Below are 19597 nucleotides of genomic sequence, written 5' to 3'. Positions count from 1 at the left end.
GCCCACATGACCGATCCGAACCAACTCGTCGAGGACTACGAACAGCGCACCGCCGCACTCCTCGAACAGGCCGAAGAGGCCAAGTCCCGAATCGCGAACCTGACCGGCGCCGCCACGAGCACGGACGGCGCCGTGACGGTGAGCGTCAGCGCAGGGGGAGCGCTGCTCAGCCTGTCGTTCGGCACCAAGGCCGACGACATGCCCAAAGACCGCCTGGCCGCACTGGTCATGTCGACGGCCAAACGCGCCCAATCCCAGGCCGTGGGCCAGATCACCACGATCATGGCGCCACTCATCGGCGACAACAGCGAAGCCATGCAGTTCGTCCAATCCCAGATCCCACCGATCGACGTCCCGGACGAACCCGAACCCGCGACACCACAACAGTTCGTGGTGAACGAGGAACAACAGGACGCGGCCGCGTCCCAGCCGCCTGCACCCCGCCCCGCCCGCCGTCCGGCGGAGGACGACGACACCGACTACGACCAGCGCAGCCTCTTCAAGAAGGAAGGTGGCTGGTGATGTCGGGCTTCCAGGTCGACCTCAAGGCACTGGAGGCTCACGAGCGAGAGCTCAAGGCACTCCTCGCCGGCCTGCCCTCCGCCAGCGACGCGGGCGCTGACTACGTCGGCAACCCGCAGGCATGGGGCATCGTGGGCATGTTCTTCGCTCAGATCATGGAGCGGTGGACGAACGACGCGCGCGAGTACGTCGACACGGTGAAGGCCGCGGGCGATGACGTGGTCGAGCGGTTCGCCGACATGCGCCAGACCTACGCCGAGAATGACGAGGCCATGGCGCAGTCCTTCAAGAAGCTCCGCCAAGGCCTTGACGAGGTACAGCCATGAGCAACGAACCGCAGAGCCCACTCAACGCCACCGAGGGCTTCAAAGGCGAAAGCCTCCTCCAGAAGTCGAACTTCGACAGTCCCACCCAGGCATGGGACGCCGCAGGCATCTTCAGCAGCTCGGCAAACCTGATCTACGACGGCGCCAAGGGCGACTGGGGCGCCATGGCGGGCGATGCGGCCGCGTTCGGCATGGATCTGCTCGGCTTCGTGACGAACCCGATGGGCAGCCTGCTCTCGGCAGGCATCGGCTGGCTGATCGAGCACATCGGGTTCCTGAAGGAAGGCCTCGATTTTCTGGCGGGCGATCCCGATGCCGTGAATGCGATGGCGCTGACATGGAGCAACATCGCCAAGCGCATGCAGGAGACCGCGGACAAGTACTCCGGCACCCTCGACGCGCTGAGCCAGTCCCAGGGTGCCGCGGTCGACGGCTACCGCAAGGCCGTGCAGGACTTCTCCAACGTCGTGACAGGAGGCGCGAACCACGCCACCTCTGCTGCTTCCGCGATGACAGTCGCCGCGTCCGCCGTCGGTGTCGTTCGAGGTGCGGTCCGTGACGCCATCGCGAGCTTCGTCTCCAACGCGATCATCAAGTTCGCGGCGGCGAGTGCTCTGACCCCGATCACGTTCGGTGCCTCGCAGGCGGCGTTCATCGCGGACACCGTCGTTCAGGGCACGATCACCGCGGGCAAGAACGCGAAGAAGATCAGCAAGGTCGTGAAGCAACTGGAGAAGGTCGCCGACGACGCCAAGAGGTCGCGGGACACGATCAAGGGCACGACCCGCAACCTCCGCGGCACGGTGAAGACCTACAACCAGGACGCTGTCCGACACTCGCAACAGGCGTTGCACCTCGCCAAGAAGGCGCAGGCGGGCAAGCTCGACGCGGGTGACGCCGATCGGATCAGGGAGCTCGGCGAGCAGGGCAGGAAGCTGCAACACGACCACTCGTCGGTCAAACGGGAGTTGGGCGAGAACGTCAACGACAACCTCCGCTCCGGTCTGGGCTTGGGAGATCGTCGGCTGGACGACATGAACGGCCTGCTGGACGGACAGGTCGTACCGCGGTTCGGGAAGAACGACGACCTCGGGCTCCCCGGCAAGGAGTTCCCCGGTATCTCCGTTCCCATGGCCCCGAAAGTCCTCGGCAACGCGATGGCGCAGGAGTGGAGCGATCAGGCCCATCGCGAGGCAGACGCTCAGGTGAAGCAGAACGAGCGAGACCAGGAGTGGCGCGAGTACTGGCAACAGCAGCGGATGGCGGGAGAGCTGTGATCGAACGGTTCCTCCGCAGGACCGCAGCACTCGCCTTGGTCGTGTTCGCCGCGGTCCTGACGCTCGTCGTAGCGGTGCGACTGGGTGAGTGGGAGAACGCTCTTGCGAACCGGAGATCGGTTCAGCCGTTGAGCATTGCCGACATCGCAGAAGGGGCGGTGGCGTTCTGGATCATCACCATCTGCGGGCTGGCCTGGCACCGCAAGCGAATGCCGATGTGGCGGGTCTGGACCCGCTGGGCCGCGTTCCCAGGTGTGTACATCGCGTTGCTCAAGACCTTCGCTTTGGTGGCCGATCGCGATCAGCCTCTCGCGCTGCTCGTCATGGCGGGATTGCTGGTGGCGTGCTGGGCATCGGGCGAACTGGTCGTGCTGGTCACGACCAGGCCCGTGACGTCGGCGTTGACAGCGTCCGGGTGGGAGATCCCCTTCCCCACCAGAGGACTCAAGGTCCGGCTGTGCGTCCGCGAGGACAGGTTGGTGCTGGACAGCCTGGTGTCACGCCGAAAGCGGTCACGTGACGTGGTCGCGGTGCCGTGGACGGCGATGCGGTCGATCGAACTCGTCGAGGTCGAGCAGGAGATGACCTGCCAGGTGATCATCCACGCCAATGGCGACATCGGCAGACCACGCACGTTCGACGTCGAACCCGGCCCGGCTCTCCACGTCATCGGCACTGCACGAGAACTGTTGATCCCGGTCACCGAGGACGTCGGCAGGACAGCGCTGAAGACGATCCGAACGCGGTCAGAGGGCATCGAGGTGGCCGAGAGGCGGGTCTGGTCGAACCGCCGCATGAGGAAGCGCGACCTGAGACCGGCGAACTGGGAGTTCCGGACCGACAGCCGTCCGTACATCCTCCTGCTCATCGGCGCGTTCCTGCTCATGCCGCTCTACATGCTGACGATGATCACGCTGTCGGTCGTCACTGGCTCTCCTGAACTGCAGAAGGACTGGGACACCGTCGACGGCCTGGACAGCCAGTACCGGATGATCGTCGCCGGCCTCGGGGTCGTGTCGGTCGCGTTCCTCTACCTCGCCTACCGGTTCTGCTACAAGGCGTTCCTGGACTTCATGGAGGGCCAGGACGCCCTCGAAGCCTTCCCCGAGCCCCCACCCCCTCCACCCAAGACCGGGACCGTGCCCGGCTCCGGCAAGAAGCGGAAGAAGCGCTGACCTAAGAGGCAGACTCCGGCACCCGCGGATGCCGGAACCCGGGGTGATCGGACGGCAGCGCCCGCCGCAGCATCCACCCCGACGCCAGGATGCAGACGATCTGCAACGGCCACGACAACGCGAGCCGCAAAGTCGCCAGCCAGTACACCTGAGCGTCCAGCCACAGTGGAGTGAACACGGCGACACGCAGCACGTACTGCCCAACCCACGCCCACGAAGCGATGGAGTAGGCGCGCAAAAGGGCAGGATCTCGCCGCCATCGGGTCTTCTGCCCGAGAAGCGTGCCCACCACCACGCCGAGCAGTGGCCAGCGCACGGCGATAGAGCCTGCCCACGCCAGTGCGGACGCCACGTTGGACAGCAGTTGGATCAGGAAGAAGTCCTCGACACGGCCCGTGTACAGGGCAACCAGAGCAGCGGCCACCACGAGCAGGACTGAGAACACGACGGCACGGGGCTTCTCGCCTCGTACGAAGCGGAAGACGCCGATCGCGATACCGCACAGAACAGCGAAAACGGCGCCGGCGCCGATCGAGTGGCCGAAGAGCAGCCAGCCTGCGACGAAGGCGAGCGGAGGCAGGGAGGCGTCGAGGGCGCCGCCTCGGCCTCCCAGGAGCGATGCGAGTGACTCCTGGCGCACGTCCGTCATGGTTCCAGGGTGCCTTAGGCGAACCTAACTCAGGTAACGGACCCATATCGGGGATTGACCCGGGTGAAGCAGGTCACTACCGTCTGCGGAAATCGTCTGGAAAGTTAACAGACAGGAGCGGACCTAATGCGTGCCGGAAGCCCACGACTGTTGCGGGAGATCAACGACCGCGCAGCCATCGAGGCTTTGCTGCGCAACGGGCCGCTGACCAGGTCGGAGTTGGAAGGTCTGATCGGCCTCTCCAAGCCGGCGACCGCACAGCTGCTCACCAGGCTCGAAGACGCCGACACCGTGGTCCGCAACGGACTGCGCGGTGGCGGACGCGGACCGAGGGCTCAGCTGTGGTCGGTCAACGGGGCGCTGGCGCACATCGCCGCTGTCGATCTCACCCCCGAGACGGTCGACATCGCGATCGCGGACATCTCCGGTGCCGTGCTCACCGAGCACAAGGCGCCGATGCCCGCGAAGCACGGCGTGCTGGAGGCGTTCGTGAGCGCGGTCGGCAAGGCCTGCGGTCAGGCAGGTCTGAGCGCCGACCAGTTGCTGCACGCCGTGGTGGGCTGCCCGGGAGCGGTGAACCCCGCGAACGGTGAGCTCGCCTACGCACCACATCTGCCCGGCTGGAGCGGTTTCGACATGCCCGGCCAGTTGCGGGAGCGGCTCGCGACGTCGGTGAGCGTCGAGAACGACGTCAACCTCGTCGCGCTGGAGGAGATGGTCGCCGGACGGGCCACCAGGGTGAACGACTTCGTCGTCATCTGGCCCGCAGATCTCGTCGGTGCCGCCGTCGTCGTCAACGGATCGCTGCTGCGCGGCGCTTCCGGTGGCGCGGGCGAGATCGACGGGTTGATGATCCCCGACCGCGCGGCGGCCGACACCGACACGGACCGCTCCGGCGGCACGTTCGGTGAGCTGCTCAGCAGTACAGCGATCTGCAAGCTCGCACGCGCCCACGGGCTCGCCGCGCGCAACGGTCATGGTGCCGTGCGCAAGGCGTTGGCCGCGGGTCCGGCGGGCCGTGAGTTCATGGTCGATCTCGCCAAGCGCATCGCCACGGGCGTGGCTAGCGTCGTCGCGGTGCTCGACCCGGAACTCATCCTCCTGTCCGGCGACATCGCGCAGGCAGGCGGAACCACGCTGAACGACCTCGTTGCCGCGGAACTGCGGCAACTGGTGGTGCCGAGAACGCCTATTCAGCTGGCTCTGGTGACCGGGAAACCGGTGCGCAGCGGCGCACTGCACTCGGCCCTGGCCGTGGCACGTGAACAGGTGTTCGGCCTCCCGGCAGCCACCACGGCTCCATTCCGCGGCCCAGTGGTCGCCGGGTCCCCACGTTGATCGAGAAGGAGTGCACATGCGCAAGCACACCCGTGCTGCCTTGCTCTGTGTCGCCGCAGCGCTGACCCTCACCGCATGTGCGGCGGGCAAGGGTGGCGGCGCGAGTTCCGATGCCGCACCTGCTCCTGGCAAGGACGACAAGCTCACCCTCACGGTCTGGAGCAACTACTCCGACCGCGAGCTCGAAGAGGTCACCAAGGCCCTCAAGACGTTCAACAAGAAGTTCCCGAACATCGAGATCAAGCACGAGGGCTCGCAGGACGACGACAAGATCACCGCGGGCATCCGTTCGGGCAACACGCCGGACGTCGCGCTGTCGTTCACCACGGACAACATCGGCCAGTTCTGCTCCTCCGGGGCGTTCCAGCCGCTGAAGTCCTACATCGACCGCGACAAGGTCGACCTGAACCAGCTGTCCCCCGCTGTCCAGGAGTACACCGAGTACAAGGGCAACCGCTGTGCGATGCCCATGCTCACCGACGTGTACGCCATGTACTACAACAAGGACAAGCTCACCGAGGCCGGCATCACCGCCCCGCCGAAGACCCTGGACGAGCTGTACGACGCGGCCGTGAAGGCGACCAAGAAGGCGCCGAACGGTGACATCGAGGTCGCGGGTTACCTGCCCACGATGGGCTTCTACGCCAACCGCCCGACCATCCTCGCGCCGACGTTCGGTGGTGTGTGGGAGAAGGACGGCAAGTCCAACCTCGCCGGCTCCGCCGGTTTCACCGAGATGATGACCTTCCAGAAGAAGCTCGTCGACTTCTACGGCTACGACGCCCTCGAGCGGTTCCGCGCCGGCCTCGGCCAGGAGTACTCGGCCGACCACGCGTTCCACCAGGGCAAGATCGCGATCATGGTCGACGGTGAGTACCGCACCGCGTTCCTCAAGGCCCAGGCGCCGCAGATCAAGTTCGGCACCGCACCGTTCCCGACGGCGAAGGGCGTCGCCTACGGCACGGCGTTCACCACCGGCACGATCATGGGCATTCCCAAGGGCGCCAAGAACCCCGGCGCCGCGTGGGAGCTGATCAAGCACCTGACGTTCGACACCGACACGATCGTCGACCTGTCCAACGCCATCAAGAACGTCCCGAGCACCAAGGCCGCCATGGAGAGCCCCAAGCTCGAGGTGGACGAGCAGTTCAAGACGTTCATCGACCTGGCCAAGAGCGACAAGCTCGAGGGCAACCCCGTCACCCCCATCGGTGACGCGCACATCAAGGCCGTCACCGACTTCTCGGTCTCCTACCAGTCCGGCAAGGTCCCGGACCTGGCGGCAGGCCTCAAGGAAGTCGACAAGAACATCGACGACCTGATCGCCAAGAGCGGCAAGTAGAGGATTCGCAAGATGACCGCCACGCTCGGCGCCAAGCCCGCCCCCGGCAGGGGGCGGGCACGGTCCCGCCACCGTTTGGCCGTGCTGGGGTTCATGGCCCCGGCAATCATCGGCTTCGTCCTGTTCTTCGGTTATCCGCTGGTCACCACGGTCGTGCTCTCGTTCACGAAGTACGACCTGATCAACCCGCCGGAGTTCAACGGCCTCGACAACTACACGTTCATGTTCAAGGATCCCCTGCTCGGCAAGGCGATCACGAACACGCTCTGGTTCGTCGTGGTGCTCACGATCGCGCGGACCGTGTTCGCGCTGGGCGTGGCGTCGGTCATCGCTCGTCTGAAGTCGGGCGTCGGCTTGATCCGCACGCTCTGCTACCTGCCCTCACTGGCACCGCCGGTGGCCGCGACACTCGTGTTCTTCATGGTGATGCGTCCCAACGGAGGTCCGCTCGACACCGTGCTCGGCTGGTTCGGCGTCGACTCGCCGCTGTTCTTCTCGGACCCGGCGTGGGCCAAGCCCGGCATCACCGCGATCATGCTGTGGATCTCCGGCGACCTGATGATCATCATCCTCGCCGCGATCCTCGACGTGCCGCAGGAGCAGTACGAGGCGGCCGAACTCGACGGCGCCGGCCCGATCCGGCGCTGGTGGCACGTCACGCTCCCGACGATCTCCCCGGTGCTGCTCTTCGGCATCGTGAACTCGGTGATCCTCGCGTTGCAGCTGTTCACACAGGCGGTCGTCGCGGGGTCGGCCGGCTCGGGAGCGGCGGACGCGACGGGATCGACCAAATATCTGGGTTTCCCGGACAACTCCACGCTGACGTTCCCGGTTTACCTGTACACGCAGGGCTTCCGCTACTTCGACATGGGCTACGCGGCCGCCATGGCCACGGTCCTGTTCATCATCTCGTTCGCCGCGACCATCGTTCTGGTGCAGCGGATGCGCAAGAACTCCACCGCTGAGGAAGGGGGTCCTGGAGCATGACCGCCACGCTGACCAAACCACCGGTCGACGCCCCTTCGGAGCCGGAGCAGCCGCGCAGGAAGCTCAACGTCGGCGCCGTTCTCAACTGGGTCGCGACGCACGCGATCGGCCTCGCGCTCGGCCTGATGTTCGCCACGCCCGTCGTGTTCGTCTTCCTCACCGCGGTGATGTCGGACGACCAGGCCTTCACCTCGGACCTGTGGCCGCGCGAATGGCACTGGGGCAACTTCGTCGAGGTCTTCGACAAGGCGCCGCTGTTCCAGTACCTGGTCAACAGCCTCACGTACTCGCTGCTGGCGACGCTGGGCATGCTGATCTCGTCGATCCCGGCGGCCTACGCGCTCGCGAAGCTGAAGTGGCGCGGCCGGAACGTGGCCTTCATCCTCGTCATCGGCGCGATGATGCTGCCGCCGCAGGTCGTGGCCGTGCCGCTGTACGACACGTGGTCGGGTCTCAACCTGACGGGCACGCTGGTCCCGTTGATCGCGCCGTACTTCCTGTTCGACGCGTTCAGCATCTTCCTGCTGCGCCAGTTCATGCTCACCATCCCGCAGTCCTATGTGGACGCGGCGCGGGTGGACGGCTGCTCGGAGTTCCAGGCACTGGTGCGGATCATCGTGCCGATGGCGAAGCCCGGCATCGCGGCCACCGCGCTGTTCTGCTTCCTCTTCACCTGGAACGACTACTTCGGCCCGTTGCTCTACACCGGTGAAGTGAAGGACCAGTGGACGTTGTCGCTGGCACTGGCGACGTTCAAGGGCATGCACATCGTCCAGTGGAACTCCTCGATGGCGGTGACGTTCCTGACGATGATCCCGGCCGTCGTCCTCTTCGTCTTCGCCCAGAAGTCGTTCGTCAAGGGAATCACGTTCACAGGAGTCAAGGGATGAAACTCACGGTCGTCGGTGGCGGGTCCACCTACACACCGGAGCTGATCGACGGCATCGCCGGCCGTCGCACCAGCCTGGCGGTGGACGAGATCGTCCTCGTCGACCCGGACCAGCACCGCCTCTCGCTCATCGGCCCGTTCAGCCAGCGCCTGCTGGACCACGCGGGTCACCCGGCGAAGGTGCGCACCACCTCGTCGCTCGAAGAGGGCATCGAGGGCGCGTCCGCTGTCCTGCTCCAACTGCGGGTGGGCGGGCAGAAGGCTCGTGCCTCGGACGAGACGTTCCCGCTGAGCTGCGGGTGCGTCGGCCAGGAGACCACCGGCGCGGGTGGCCTCGCCAAGGCCCTGCGGACCGTGCCGGTGGTCCTGGACATCGCGGACAAGGTGCGCCGGCTCGCCGGGCCCGACACGTGGATCGTGAACTTCACGAACCCGGTGGGCATCGTGACGCGCGCCCTGCTGCAGGAGGGTCACAAGGCGATCGGCCTGTGCAACGTGGCGATCACGTTCCAGCGCTGGACGTCCGCGCTGCTCGGCGTTGATCCGTCCACTGTGGAGCTGGAGCACGTCGGCCTGAACCACCTCACGTGGGAACGCGGCGTCTACGTGGACGGTGTCGACCGCCTGCCGGAACTCCTCGAGAAGCACGTCGAGGGACTGGCGGAGCACATCGGTATCGACGGCGAGCTGATGCGGCGCCTGAACATGGTGCCGTCGTACTACCTGAACTACTTCTACAACCACGACGCCGTCGTGAAGAAGCAGCTCACGTCCCCGCCGCGCGCGGAGGTCGTCGCTGCGGTGGAGAAGGAACTGCTCGACATCTACGGCGACCCGTCGGTCGTGACGAAGCCGGAGCAGCTGTCGCAGCGCGGCGGCGCGTACTACTCCGAGGCGGCCGTGCAGCTCGTGCACGCGTTGACCGGTGGCGAGGACGCCGAGAAGCACGTGGTGAACGTGCAGAACAACGGCTCGCTGCCCTTCCTGCCCGACGACGCCGTGATCGAAGTCTCGTCCACTGTGGACGGAAACGGTGGCACGCCGCTGCCGATCCGTCCGGTGGAACCGTCCATCTCCGGCCTGATCTCGCACGTCACCGCGTACGAGTACCTGGCGCTGGAAGCCGCAAAGCACGGCGGCCGGGACCGGGTGGCGAACGCGCTGCTCGCTCACCCGCTGATCGGGCAGCACGCCATCGCGGACCAGCTGGCCGACGAGCTGATCGCGCAGAACCGCGATCTGCTGCCGTGGGTGAAGGGAAACTGACACAGATGACCGACCGTGTGCTCGCCATCGACGGCGGGAACAGCAAGACCGCGGTGCTCCTGGTCGACGCGGACGGCAAGGTGCTCGCGCAGGTGCGCGGGCCCGGTGCCCCGCCGCAGACCGTGGGCATGAAGCGCGGACTCGACGTGTTCGAGGGACTGGCACGCGAGGCCGCAGCTCAGGCGGGACTGTCCCCGGACGAGCCGATCGCCGCGCACACGTCCGCCTACCTCGCGGGAGCGGACCTGCCCCGCGAGGAGGAGGACCTGACGCGGGCGATCACCGAGCGGGGCTGGTCGAGGACGACGTTCGTCGGCAACGACACGTTCGCGCTGCTGAGGGCAGGGACCGCCGCCGCTGGGGGTGTGGCGGTCGTCTGCGGAGCCGGTATCAACGCCGTGGGTGTGGCCCGTGACGGTCGCACGCACCGCTTTCCCGCCCTGGGTGCGATCTCGGGTGACTGGGGTGGCGGCGGACAGCTCGGCAACGACGCGCTCTGGCACGCGGTGCGCGCCGAGGACGGCCGGGGCAGGCCGACCCTGCTGCTGCCCGCGTTGCTGGAGCACTACGGCGAGCCGACGATCGCCAAGGTGGTCGAGAAGATCCACTTCGAGGAGCTCGAGCTCGACCCGCACGCGCTCTGCCCGCTGGTGTTCCAGGTGGCCGAGCAGGGTGATGCCGTTGCGCTGCAGCAGATCGACCGCCTGATCGAGGAGATCGTCCTGCTCTCCACGGTGTCCATGCGCAAGCTCGACCTGATGAACGAGCCCGTGGACGTGGTGCTGGGCGGAGGAGTCCTGACGCACACCGGCGAGACGGTGGTGGGCCCGGTCCGCCGGCAGATCCTGGAAGCCGCCCCACTCGCCCAGGTCCGCCTGGTCGACGTGCCACCCGTGGTGGGCGCGGCACTCCTCGGCCTCGACCACATCGGGGCCTCGCCGAGCGCGGAGCTGAGGCTGCGCTCGGCGTACAGCGAACAGGTACCGGCGCCGGCGCTCGACGCGGTGGCCAGCGGCTGACCCACCAGACCCCGTCTCAGGGGGTAGATCGGCGGCGGCGCCCCCTGAGACGGTCCCAGTCCCACTGCTCGGGGCAGATCGGCGGCGGCGTCCCGAGCAGTGGTCCCACCCCTTTCCGAGGGGGCAAGTCCGGCGGCGGCGCCCCTTCGGAAAGGCCCAGCGACCCCCGCAGTGACCTCACGCGCCGAGGTCGCTGCGGGGGTTTTCCGCGTTCGGGGCACGAGTGGGGGTCACGGTCGTCCCGACCACGCTTTCCCGTGGCGGCGCGACCTCGGGCCTGACCACGGGGTTGGAATGCGGGGGCGGTGTGATCTCGAGGCTCCCGCCGGCCCCTGGCGACGCGGGGCCACCCAGAGCGACAGCGGTCAGGGCCCCGGCTGTGAGAAGGGCGACACCGAACGAAACGAACGGAAGCGGCAAAACAGAACGCATCCGGCACAAGTTAGCGAGCGAATCAGACGAATCCGCTGGAAGGTGCTCAAGCTTCCCTCGATCGAGTGGTAAAAGAATCGTCACGCACTGCGACGAAACTTACGATGCCATAACCGACGGTGGCGTAACCACGGGTTCGTTGTGCATGCTAACTAGTCGCCTCCGGACGGGAGCCCGCCGGCGAGTGGTCAGACCGGCACGTCGCACGAGTTAGGGGGATGTTGTGCTGCTGCGATGGAACAGTCTCGTGTCCCTGGGGGACAGCTTCACCGAGGGCATGGACGATCCTGGCCCACAAGACACCTACATGGGCTGGGCGGACCGCCTGGCGGGGATGATCGCCCAGCAGGCGCCTGAGTTCAGGTACGCCAACCTCGCCGTCCGGGGCAAGATGCTGCAGGAGATCATCGACGACCAGGTGCCGCTCGCGATCTCGCTCAAGCCCGACCTGGTGACGTTCTGCGGCGGCGGCAACGACATCATGCTGCCGAACAGCGACCCGGACGCGCTGGCCGAGGTCTACGAGGTGGCCGTGGCCGACCTCCGCTCCGCCGGCTGCGACGTCGTGATCTTCACCGGGTTCGACACGCGCTCCACGCCGTTGCTCCGCAGCATTCGCGGCAAGGTCGCCATCTACAACACGCACCTGTGGTCGATCGCCGAGCGCTACCACTGCCGGATGGTCGACCTGTGGGCCATGCACCCGCTGCACGACCGTCGCGCGTGGAGCGAGGACCGGCTGCACCTCTCGCCGGAGGGGCACCAGCGGGTCGCGCTCAAGGCCGCGGAGGTGCTCGGGCTCATCGACGACCGCTCCTGGGACGCGCCGTGGCCCGCGCTGGAGCAGGCGGACTGGGTCACGCAGCGCAAGGCGGACCTGAAGTGGGCGCGCGAGTACGTGGTGCCGTGGATCGGCCGCACGCTGCGCGGTGAGTCGATGGGGGACGGCCTGGCGCCGAAGCGGCCCGACCTGCTGCCCATCGCCCGGATCAGCGACGAGAGCCGCATCGGCAACTGACGGACCGAAAAGAGGAAGACCCGACCGGCACTCTCCCCCGAATGCCGGTCGGGCCCTCCAGAAGCAGGCGCCTTACCCCCTCGGTAATCCCCCACTCGGCGGCCTGCTCGTCCAACATCCCATGCTTTGGGACCAGACGACTAAACGTCCGCTAAACCTCGGACGACAACGAGTCCAGAGCGGCCCTCACCGCGACCGCGCGGGCGGAGTTGACCTGCGCGTACAGGCGCAGCGCCTCCGTCAATTCCGCTGCCGCAGCAACCCATTCCGCCCGACGGAGCAACACGCCGCCGAGCACGTGCCGGCCGAAGCCCTCCAGGTACGTCACCTCGGCGACGGCGGCCTGGTCCACGACCTGGCGGGCCAGCACCTCGGCCTGGTCCAGGGCACCCGCCTGCAGGTGCAGCTCGGCGAGGTTGGCGAGACCGCGGATCAACGCGACGTTGTCACCGGAGCGCCGGTACACCTCGACGGCGTGAGCCTGGTGCTGCAGCGCGATTTCCACGTGCCCGCGGGCCTGTTCGACCTGCGCCACGTTGTTCAGGCCGTGCGCCTCACCGACCACGTCACCGGACTGCTGCGCGAGCTGCACGGACTCCCAGAAGTGCAGCAGCGCCTCGTCGTGCTGCTCCAGCCGGAACAGGACGTCGGCGAGCTGGGCGAGCGTCAGCACGAGGTACTGGCGCTCGCCCAGTTCCACCGCGATCCGGTGCGCGCGACGGGCGTCCGGCAGCAGGACGGGACGTCCCAGCCGGGCGTTCGTCGTGTAGGTCGTGTCCAGCATGAGGACCTGGCCGAGGCGGCTCCCCGTCACCTCGGCCGCGGCCAGGCCGAACCCGACCAACGCCACCCACTCGCCGGTGAGCGCGCGCACGGTCGCGTAGTGGTGCAGCAGCCGAACCAGCTGCCACACCTGGTCGTGCAGGCCCCTTTCGGCGGACGCGTGCACGACCGCGACGATGTTGGGCCACTCCTGGTCGAACCAGTCGATCGGGTCGCCGAACGCCGGCAACGCCGTGGAACCGTTGTCCGCCAGGACGAAGTCGAGTCCGTCGCGCGCCGGACGGATGGCCCGGCGGACGTGGTCGCACGCCACGAGGTAGTAGTTCACCAGGCGCCGCAACGAGTCCAGGTCCGGACGCCCCGCCCCGCGCACGTACAGGCGCACCAGCTCGTGCATCGTGAATCCGTCCGGCCACGGTTCGACCAGCAGGTTCACCCCGACGAGCTGCGCCAGCCGGGACCGGGCCGCCTCGACCTGGACGCGGGTCAGCGCGGCGACGGCGTGCGGCGACATCCACCGGCCGGGCGCCATGCCGACGGACTGGAAGACCTCGCCCAGCTCGGACGGGAGGTCACGGGTCGAGAGGTCCAGCGCCCGCGACACCCCGAGTCCCGCCTCCGGCAGGTCGAGGCCGCGCATCCGCTGCTCGTCGTCGGACAGCTCCCCCACCAGCTCCTCGACCGTCCACTCCGGACTGATCACGAGCTTCGCGGCGGCCACCCGCAACGCGAGCGGCAGCCCTCCGCAGAGCTCGGCGAGCTTCTGCGACGCCACCGGGTCCTGCACCGACAACGGCTTGCCCAGCACGTCGTCCACCAGCGCACGGGACGACGGGTCGTCCAGCGGGCCGAGCTTGCGCACACGGGCGCTGTGGGTGACGACCAGCCGTTCCATCTGCGACCGCGACGTCACCAGCACCACCGAGCCCGAACCGGGCGGCAGCAACGGCTGGACCTGGTCGAACGCGGTCACGTCGTCCAGCACCACCAGCACGCGGCGGCGGTTGAGCAGCGAGCGGTACAGCCCGACCCGGTCCTCGACGCCGACCGGCACACCGTCGGCCGGCACCCCCATCGCCACGAGGAACCGGGTCAGCACCTCGCCCGGCTCGGTGTCGCCCAGCGAGGCGAACAGCACGCCGTGCGGGAACAGTTCGGAGTTCTCGTGCCCCCACGTGATCGCGAGGGCGCTCTTGCCGACACCGGGCGCGCCGGTCAGCACGGCCACGGCCGTCGCCAGCAGGTTCCGGCTCGCCACCACGGTGTCGAGCCACCCCCTGTCGTCGTCGCGGCCGAACAGCCGGGAGGCCGACGCGGGCAGCAGAGCGGGCGCCACGATCCCGGCCCGCGGGGCCACGGGACGGGACTCGACCGGGCCGATCACGCTCAACGACGGGTCGTCGCGCAGCACCTGCTCGTGCAACGACCGCAACTGCGGACCGGGGTCGATGCCCAGTTCGTCCACGGCCCGGCGCTGGAAGCGCTGGTAGGCCTCGAGAGCGTCGGCGCGCTGGCCGGACCGGTAGAGCGCCCGCATGCTGTGGGCGACCAGGCGTTCGCGGAACGGGTACTCGGTGCACAGCCCGCGCAGTTCGCCGACCAGCTCCAGGTGGCGGCCGAGCTCGAGCTCGGCGTCGATGCGCTCCTCCAGCGCCGACAGCCGCAGCTCCTCCAGGTCGGACGTCATCGGGTCGCCCGGCACGTCCGCGAGCACCGGGCCGCGCCACAGACCCAGCGCCTCGCGCAGCAAGCCCGCCCTGATGGCGGCGGGCTTGCCGCGAGAAGACGCCACGAGCTGCTTGGCACGGTGCAGGTCGAGGCGCCAAGGATCCACGGTCAGCTGGTAGCCCGTCGGCGTGGTGCGGATGGTCGCGGAGCCCGCGGGATCGGACTCCTCGAGCACCTTGCGCAGCCGCGAGACGTACCCGTGCACGATCGTCCGCGCTGTGGCCGGAGGCGTGTCCGTCCACAGCGCGTCGACGATCTGGTCGATCGAGACGGGTCGGTTCGCCTCGACGACCAGCATGGCGAGCAGCCCGCGCATGCCACGGCGGCCCAGTTGGACGAGCCGTCCGTCCGCGAGCACCTGGAGTGGACCGAGCACGCCGAACTCGAGTCCGGTTTTGCTCCGCATGCCCCTCCTCAGGTGCGCTGACCTCGTCACTCCAGAAGGTGCGCAAGCCCGAGTCTCAGATACAAGTAAGGCCCAAGTTCGCGGGACGCTACTGTTCACCTGTGCCGCGAGACAGGAATTCCGTGGTTGACCGCGGCGCCGGGTGCCTTCTCGGCGGCGCTCTCGGTGATGCGCTCGGTGCGCCCGTGCAGTACCTCGGCTGGGCCGACATCCAGCGCGAACACGGTCCTGAGGGCGTCATGGGACCACCGAAGCCCGCGCTGTTCACGGACGACACCCAGCTGACCCTGTTCACCGCCGACGGGTACCTGCGCGCCTGGGTGCGCGGTAAACGCACCGGCGACTGGGAACCGTCCCAGATGGTCTGGCACAGCTACCGGCGCTGGCTGATCACCCAGCAGCAACCGGCCCCCGAACGGGGTGCGATCGGGCTGCTCGCCGACGAACGGCTGTACGAGAGCCGCTCGCCGGGCCTCACGTGCCTGCGCGCGCTGGCCGCCGAGACACCGTCCACTCCGGAGAACCCGCACAACGAGTCGTCCGGCTGCAACGGCGTCACGCGCACCGCACCGGCGGGCTTCGCGCCGTCCGCGGCGATCGCGTACGACCTCGGCTGCCGGTTCGCCGCCCTGACGCACGGAGGCACGGGCGGCTGGGTCTCCGGCGGCGCGCTGGCGTTGCTGGTCCACCTGCTCGCCGTGAAGGCGCGGCCGCTGCGTGAGGCGATCGACCAGGTCATCGGCCGCGTGCTGCGCGACGACACGTACACGGCGACGGTGCTGACGCGGGCCGTGGTGCTGGCGGACGAACACGACGGTTCGTCGCCCGTGCGCGTCGACCGGCTCGGCAGCGGCTGGACGGGCCCGGAGGCGCTGGCCATCGCGGTCTACACCGTGCTGACGCACCCGAAGCCGTCGCAGTTCGTGGACGCCATGCGCGCCTCCGCGAACCACTCCGGCGGCAGCGACGCCACGGCGGCGTTGACGGGCAACGTGCTCGGCGCGTTGCACGGCACCGACGCGCTGCCCCGGGACTGGCTGATGGGGCTGGAGATGGTGGACGTGCTGGACGCGATGGGCCGCGATCTCGGCATGTCCGCGGTGAACCTGGACTTCAACGAGGACCGCTACGCCTGAGGTCGACGAGGGCGGCCAGGAACACCCTGGTGGAGATCGTGATCAGCTGACTTCGCGGAGCAGACCGATCAGCTCGGCCACCGTGAGGCCGTCGACCGAAGACGTGGACCCGAGCCGTGCGAGCACAGCAGCGGCCAGGGACCTGAACGCCTCGACGTCCTGCTCTCCGACGACCACGAGCGAAGGCTCGCCGTCCGCGAAGACCAGCAGCAACGGCCGGCCGTTCTGGTCGAACCCGGCCGTGAACTCGTCGGCGGTCCGCTCCGACTCCGCCCACGAACGCAGGTCCACAGGTGCGGCCAGGACGTACGGGTGCTCGTCATCGTCGAACACCGCGACAGGCCAGTCGACGCTCATCGTCACCATCTCGGTCGCCGCACAACCGCGAACCCCAGCGGGAGCTCCCCAACAACAGGAACAGCCCGTGGGGAGCGCTCCCGAATTCGCTCACCCACGGGCTGTTCCGCACGATCACTTGGTCAACAGCAGGCCGGGTCTTGCCCCGAGCGCGAGCTCCGATCCAGCTCTTGATCAACGAAAAACGTGCCCCGGAGTCAAGGCTCCGTTGGGCGAGCATGTTAACAGATGTGTACGGGAAGTCCAGGACTCGAGTACACGCGACGATCTTCGTCGACGATGAAGACCTCGCACTCCTCCTGCGCCGCCGCCCACTCGATTCCGTCCCTGCCCAGCGCAAACGCTGCTGTGGCAGTGGTATCCGCGATCGCGAGGTCGTCGGAGAAAACCGTGACCGACAGAATTCCGGAGACGGGCTGACCGGTGCGGCCGTCGAGGATGTGCTGACCGCGTTCGTACAACGCTGACGTGGCAACGGCTCCGTCCCGCACGCCGAGCACGACGCTGAGCTGGTCGGCGACGTCGGGATGCCGAACGCCGACGCGCCAAGGCTTTCCGGGCTCGGGCTCGCCTGCCGTCACGACGTCGCCACCGGCGTTGACGCAGAACGACGTCGCGCCGCCCGCCCGCAGCATGTCCGCCGCCCGTTGCACGGCCCAGCCCTTCACCACCGCGCACGGGTCGAGCCCGCGGCCCGGCACCTGCGCGGTGAACGCGCCGCCCGTCGACTGCTCGTACCAGTCGCACAGCGAGAGCACCTCGACCAGATCCGGGGTGAGCTCTTCCCTGGTGAGCTCACCCCGGTCCAGCCGGGAGACCTCGCTGCCGGGCTTGAACGGCGAGAACCGGGCATCCGCCTCGCGCAGCCAGGCGAACGCCTGCTCGGCCAGTGCGGCGTCCCCGTCACGCAGGTCCACCGAGATCGGCAGGCCCATGATCTGCTCGACGCGCCGCACGGCCACGGTCACTTGGCCCCGTCGAGGGCGGCCTGCAGCGACTGCTTGTAGCCGTCGGAGGTCGCCGTCGCGCCGGACACCGTGTCGATGTCCGCGCTCTGCGCCTTCAGAGCAGACTCGCGCAGCAGCGGCAGCGCCATCCTGGTCGGGTTGCTGTTGGGCGCCCGCAACGCCTTCACGTCGACGATCTTGGTGCCCTGCAACGTCACCTGCACCTGCACGGTGCCCTCGGACGTGTTCACCGCGGGCCCTGGCACGGTGCGGTTCTGGGCCTGTTGCTGCTGCGGGGTCGTCGTCTTCGGCGCGGCCCCCGTCGTCTTCGGCGCGGCGCCGGTGGCCTTGGGTGCCGTTGTCTGGGGTGCGGTGGTGGTCTGCGGCGCGGCCTGCTGCTGTTCCTGGGCCGGCGGGGTGGCGGCTGCCTCGTTGATCTCACCCTCGTGCGCGGCACCCGGTGAGTAGAGCCAGACCGGAACCAGGCCGGCCACGCTGAGCACCGCTACGGGAATTGCCCACTTCACGTCGTCGAACCCCTTCAGTTGGCCAGCGCGAAGCGCTCGGCGTGGATCTGGTTGCTGGGCACTCCCAGTTCGTCGAGGCTGGTGATCACCGCGTCGGTCATGCCGTTCGGGCCGCAGATGAAGACGTCGCGGTCCTGCACGTCCGGCACGAGCGCGGCGATGTTCTCCGGGCCGAGCAGCGGTCCGTTCGCGGTGATGGACTTCGACGAACCCGTGACCAGGCGCAGCACCGCGCCCTTCGCCCTGGCGAGGCCTTCGAGTTCGCGCAGCAGCACGGCTTCACGCGGGTCGCTGACCCGGTAGAGCACCACGACGTGGCCCTTGATCTCCTCCAGCAGCGCGCGGACCGGCGTGACGCCGACACCACCCGCGACGAGGAGCGCGTTCGGCTTGGTCTGGTGCATCGTCGTGAACGCGCCGTACGGGCCCTCGGCGAACACGCGGGTGCCGACCTTGATGTTGCGGATGTCCGCGCTGCCGTTGCCCAGGGCCTTCGCGGTGAGCCGCAGGTACCTGCCGTTCGGCGCCGCGGACAGCGAGAACGGGTTGGCCTGCCACCAGCGGTCCTTGGTCAGGAAGCGCCACAGGAAGAACTGGCCGGCCTTCGCGCCGAGCTGGTCGAGGTCCTTGCCCTCGATGTAGACCGAGACGACGTTGTGCGCCTCGGGCACCACGGCGGCGACGTGGAACTGGTGCTTCCAGTTGCGGTAGAGCGGGAGCACGACGCGGCCGAGCAGGACGGAGCCGAGCGCGAACGCCCACAGGCTCCACCAGTAGCCGGTCGCGAGGGCGGACTTGCGGAACGTGCTGCCCACCGCGACCTGGTGCGAGAACGCCAGGAAGATCGCGATGTAGGTGTACAGGTGGATGAAGTGCCAGGTCTCGTAGGCCATCCGGCGCCGCGCGAAGCGGGCCGAGACGGTGCCGACGACCATGATGATCGCCCACGCCACCAGCGCGCGGAGGATGCCCTCCAGCTCGGTCGCCTGCCGGACGACCTCGGCGATCGGGCCGTCGGCGCCGGCGTTGCCGAACGCGATGAAGACCAGGTGGCCGATCAGCGTGAAGAAGATCGTGAAGCCGACCCAGCGGTGCCACGAGGTGAGCTTGTCCATGCCGAGGCGCCGGTCGAACCAGGGCAGCCGCGCCACCAGGAGCAGTTGGAACGCCATGGCGAGCGCGCCGTACAGGCCCGCGAGGCGGCCGAAGTTGACCAGCGTGTTCGAGCCGACGCCTGCCGCGTTGAACAGGTAGGTCACGAACGCCGCGTTGGCCAGGAGGAACACGTACAGGCCGGCTTTGGCCAGCACCTTGTGCGGCGTCGCACGTCCGGCCGCAGCCGGTCGCACGGGAGGCTGCAGGGTGGTCGTCACGGCGGGCTCCTCGGTCAGGGCGGTCTCTGGCGGTCGATCTCGATCCTTGGCGTTCGAGCTGTGGCTCCCCTATGCCCGCGCTGTCGAGTTCCTGTCGATC

The 19597-nt window shown here is 68.3% G+C and carries 18 protein-coding genes; 12 read left to right on the top strand and 6 right to left on the bottom strand.

Going from position 1 to position 19597, the window contains the following annotated elements:
• The first annotated feature begins 6 nt into the window (after positions 1-6).
• From PV646_RS13165 to PV646_RS13150, 4 genes are read left to right on the top strand one after another with little or no spacing between them, the layout of a single operon-like run.
• Entirely contained in the window at positions 7-522 is a 516-nt protein-coding gene (locus PV646_RS13165; RefSeq protein WP_500341689.1) for a YbaB/EbfC family nucleoid-associated protein, read from the top strand.
• Complete coding sequence (locus PV646_RS13160; RefSeq protein WP_500341688.1) at positions 522-848, top strand: hypothetical protein; 327 nt, start codon at positions 522-524, stop codon at positions 846-848. Before PV646_RS13165 ends, PV646_RS13160 begins: the two co-directional genes overlap by 1 nt.
• Positions 845-2125: a hypothetical protein gene (locus PV646_RS13155; protein ID WP_500341687.1), complete on the top strand. Its 1281-nt coding sequence runs from the start codon at positions 845-847 to the stop codon at positions 2123-2125. The genes PV646_RS13160 and PV646_RS13155 overlap by 4 nt, the downstream gene beginning before the upstream one ends.
• Positions 2122-3300, top strand: coding sequence for a hypothetical protein (locus tag PV646_RS13150; protein ID WP_500341686.1), 1179 nt, complete (start codon positions 2122-2124; stop codon positions 3298-3300). Before PV646_RS13155 ends, PV646_RS13150 begins: the two co-directional genes overlap by 4 nt.
• A gap of 1 nt (position 3301) precedes the next feature.
• Here PV646_RS13150 and PV646_RS13145 read toward each other — a convergent pair whose 3' ends face one another.
• Positions 3302-3949, bottom strand: a complete 648-nt coding sequence (locus PV646_RS13145) for a DUF3159 domain-containing protein (RefSeq protein ID WP_500341685.1) — start codon at positions 3947-3949, stop codon at positions 3302-3304.
• Positions 3950-4075: 126 nt separating this feature from the next.
• Here PV646_RS13145 and PV646_RS13140 point away from each other — a divergent pair, with 126 nt between their 5' ends.
• The 7 genes from PV646_RS13140 to PV646_RS13110 all read left to right on the top strand — a co-directional run bounded on the left by PV646_RS13140 (position 4076) and on the right by PV646_RS13110 (position 12240).
• Complete coding sequence (locus PV646_RS13140; protein WP_500341684.1) at positions 4076-5287, top strand: ROK family transcriptional regulator; 1212 nt, start codon at positions 4076-4078, stop codon at positions 5285-5287.
• Positions 5288-5303: 16 nt separating this feature from the next.
• Entirely contained in the window at positions 5304-6629 is a 1326-nt protein-coding gene (locus PV646_RS13135; protein WP_500341683.1) for an ABC transporter substrate-binding protein, read from the top strand.
• A 12-nt stretch (positions 6630-6641) separates the two neighbouring features.
• Complete coding sequence (locus PV646_RS13130) at positions 6642-7616, top strand: carbohydrate ABC transporter permease (RefSeq protein WP_500341682.1); 975 nt, start codon at positions 6642-6644, stop codon at positions 7614-7616.
• Positions 7613-8506 (top strand): carbohydrate ABC transporter permease, encoded by an 894-nt coding sequence (locus PV646_RS13125; protein WP_500341681.1) that lies wholly within the window; start codon positions 7613-7615, stop codon positions 8504-8506. The genes PV646_RS13130 and PV646_RS13125 overlap by 4 nt, the downstream gene beginning before the upstream one ends.
• Complete coding sequence (locus PV646_RS13120) at positions 8503-9771, top strand: 6-phospho-beta-glucosidase (protein WP_500341680.1); 1269 nt, start codon at positions 8503-8505, stop codon at positions 9769-9771. The genes PV646_RS13125 and PV646_RS13120 overlap by 4 nt, the downstream gene beginning before the upstream one ends.
• Before the next feature lie 5 nt (positions 9772-9776).
• Complete coding sequence (locus PV646_RS13115) at positions 9777-10790, top strand: N-acetylglucosamine kinase (protein WP_500341679.1); 1014 nt, start codon at positions 9777-9779, stop codon at positions 10788-10790.
• A gap of 679 nt (positions 10791-11469) precedes the next feature.
• Positions 11470-12240, top strand: a complete 771-nt coding sequence (locus PV646_RS13110; protein ID WP_500341678.1) for an SGNH/GDSL hydrolase family protein — start codon at positions 11470-11472, stop codon at positions 12238-12240.
• A 151-nt stretch (positions 12241-12391) separates the two neighbouring features.
• Here the strand turns inward: PV646_RS13110 and PV646_RS13105 are convergent, their stop codons facing one another.
• Positions 12392-15157 carry an AfsR/SARP family transcriptional regulator gene (locus PV646_RS13105; protein WP_500341677.1) on the bottom strand — a complete coding sequence of 922 codons (2766 nt, stop codon included), beginning with the start codon at positions 15155-15157 and terminating at the stop codon, positions 12392-12394.
• A gap of 122 nt (positions 15158-15279) precedes the next feature.
• On the opposite strand from PV646_RS13105, the gene PV646_RS13100 reads away from it, so the two are divergent.
• Positions 15280-16293, top strand: coding sequence for an ADP-ribosylglycohydrolase family protein (locus tag PV646_RS13100; RefSeq protein WP_500341676.1), 1014 nt, complete (start codon positions 15280-15282; stop codon positions 16291-16293).
• 42 nt (positions 16294-16335) lie between these two features.
• Here the strand turns inward: PV646_RS13100 and PV646_RS13095 are convergent, their stop codons facing one another.
• From PV646_RS13095 to PV646_RS13080, 4 genes are all read right to left on the bottom strand, one after another.
• The gene (locus tag PV646_RS13095) at positions 16336-16650 is read right to left on the bottom strand and encodes a hypothetical protein (RefSeq protein WP_500341675.1); all 315 of its coding nucleotides are present in this window, start codon (positions 16648-16650) and stop codon (positions 16336-16338) included.
• Positions 16651-16871: 221 nt separating this feature from the next.
• Positions 16872-17606: an FAD:protein FMN transferase gene (locus tag PV646_RS13090; RefSeq protein ID WP_500342382.1), complete on the bottom strand. Its 735-nt coding sequence runs from the start codon at positions 17604-17606 to the stop codon at positions 16872-16874.
• Between the two features lie 8 nt (positions 17607-17614).
• A complete protein-coding gene (locus tag PV646_RS13085; RefSeq protein ID WP_500341674.1) occupies positions 17615-18124 on the bottom strand; it encodes an FMN-binding protein in 510 nt (169 codons plus the stop codon).
• Positions 18125-18138: 14 nt separating this feature from the next.
• Positions 18139-19497, bottom strand: coding sequence for a ferredoxin reductase family protein (locus PV646_RS13080; RefSeq protein ID WP_500341673.1), 1359 nt, complete (start codon positions 19495-19497; stop codon positions 18139-18141).
• Between the last annotated feature and the right edge of the window lie 100 nt (positions 19498-19597).

The organism is Streptomyces sp. ID05-26A (assembly GCF_033794685.1).
Taxonomy (GTDB): domain Bacteria; phylum Actinomycetota; class Actinomycetes; order Mycobacteriales; family Pseudonocardiaceae; genus Lentzea.
The sequence above is the reverse complement of the archived record's forward strand: the minus strand, read 5'-3'. Positions and strand labels throughout refer to the sequence as shown.

Excerpts from the sequence above, each read along its gene's own strand:
- PV646_RS13165 (WP_500341689.1), top strand. The coding sequence starts at position 7 with ATGACCGATCCGAACCAACTCGTCGAGGACTACGAACAGCGCACCGCC.
- PV646_RS13135 (WP_500341683.1), top strand. The coding sequence starts at position 5,304 with ATGCGCAAGCACACCCGTGCTGCCTTGCTCTGTGTCGCCGCAGCGCTG.
- PV646_RS13130 (WP_500341682.1), top strand. The coding sequence starts at position 6,642 with ATGACCGCCACGCTCGGCGCCAAGCCCGCCCCCGGCAGGGGGCGGGCA.
- PV646_RS13140 (WP_500341684.1), top strand. The coding sequence starts at position 4,076 with ATGCGTGCCGGAAGCCCACGACTGTTGCGGGAGATCAACGACCGCGCA.
- PV646_RS13120 (WP_500341680.1), top strand. The coding sequence starts at position 8,503 with ATGAAACTCACGGTCGTCGGTGGCGGGTCCACCTACACACCGGAGCTG.
- PV646_RS13160 (WP_500341688.1), top strand. The coding sequence starts at position 522 with ATGTCGGGCTTCCAGGTCGACCTCAAGGCACTGGAGGCTCACGAGCGA.
- PV646_RS13115 (WP_500341679.1), top strand. The coding sequence starts at position 9,777 with ATGACCGACCGTGTGCTCGCCATCGACGGCGGGAACAGCAAGACCGCG.
- PV646_RS13155 (WP_500341687.1), top strand. The coding sequence starts at position 845 with ATGAGCAACGAACCGCAGAGCCCACTCAACGCCACCGAGGGCTTCAAA.
- PV646_RS13125 (WP_500341681.1), top strand. The coding sequence starts at position 7,613 with ATGACCGCCACGCTGACCAAACCACCGGTCGACGCCCCTTCGGAGCCG.
- PV646_RS13105 (WP_500341677.1), bottom strand. The coding sequence starts at position 15,157 with ATGCGGAGCAAAACCGGACTCGAGTTCGGCGTGCTCGGTCCACTCCAG.
- PV646_RS13145 (WP_500341685.1), bottom strand. The coding sequence starts at position 3,949 with ATGACGGACGTGCGCCAGGAGTCACTCGCATCGCTCCTGGGAGGCCGA.
- PV646_RS13095 (WP_500341675.1), bottom strand. The coding sequence starts at position 16,650 with ATGAGCGTCGACTGGCCTGTCGCGGTGTTCGACGATGACGAGCACCCG.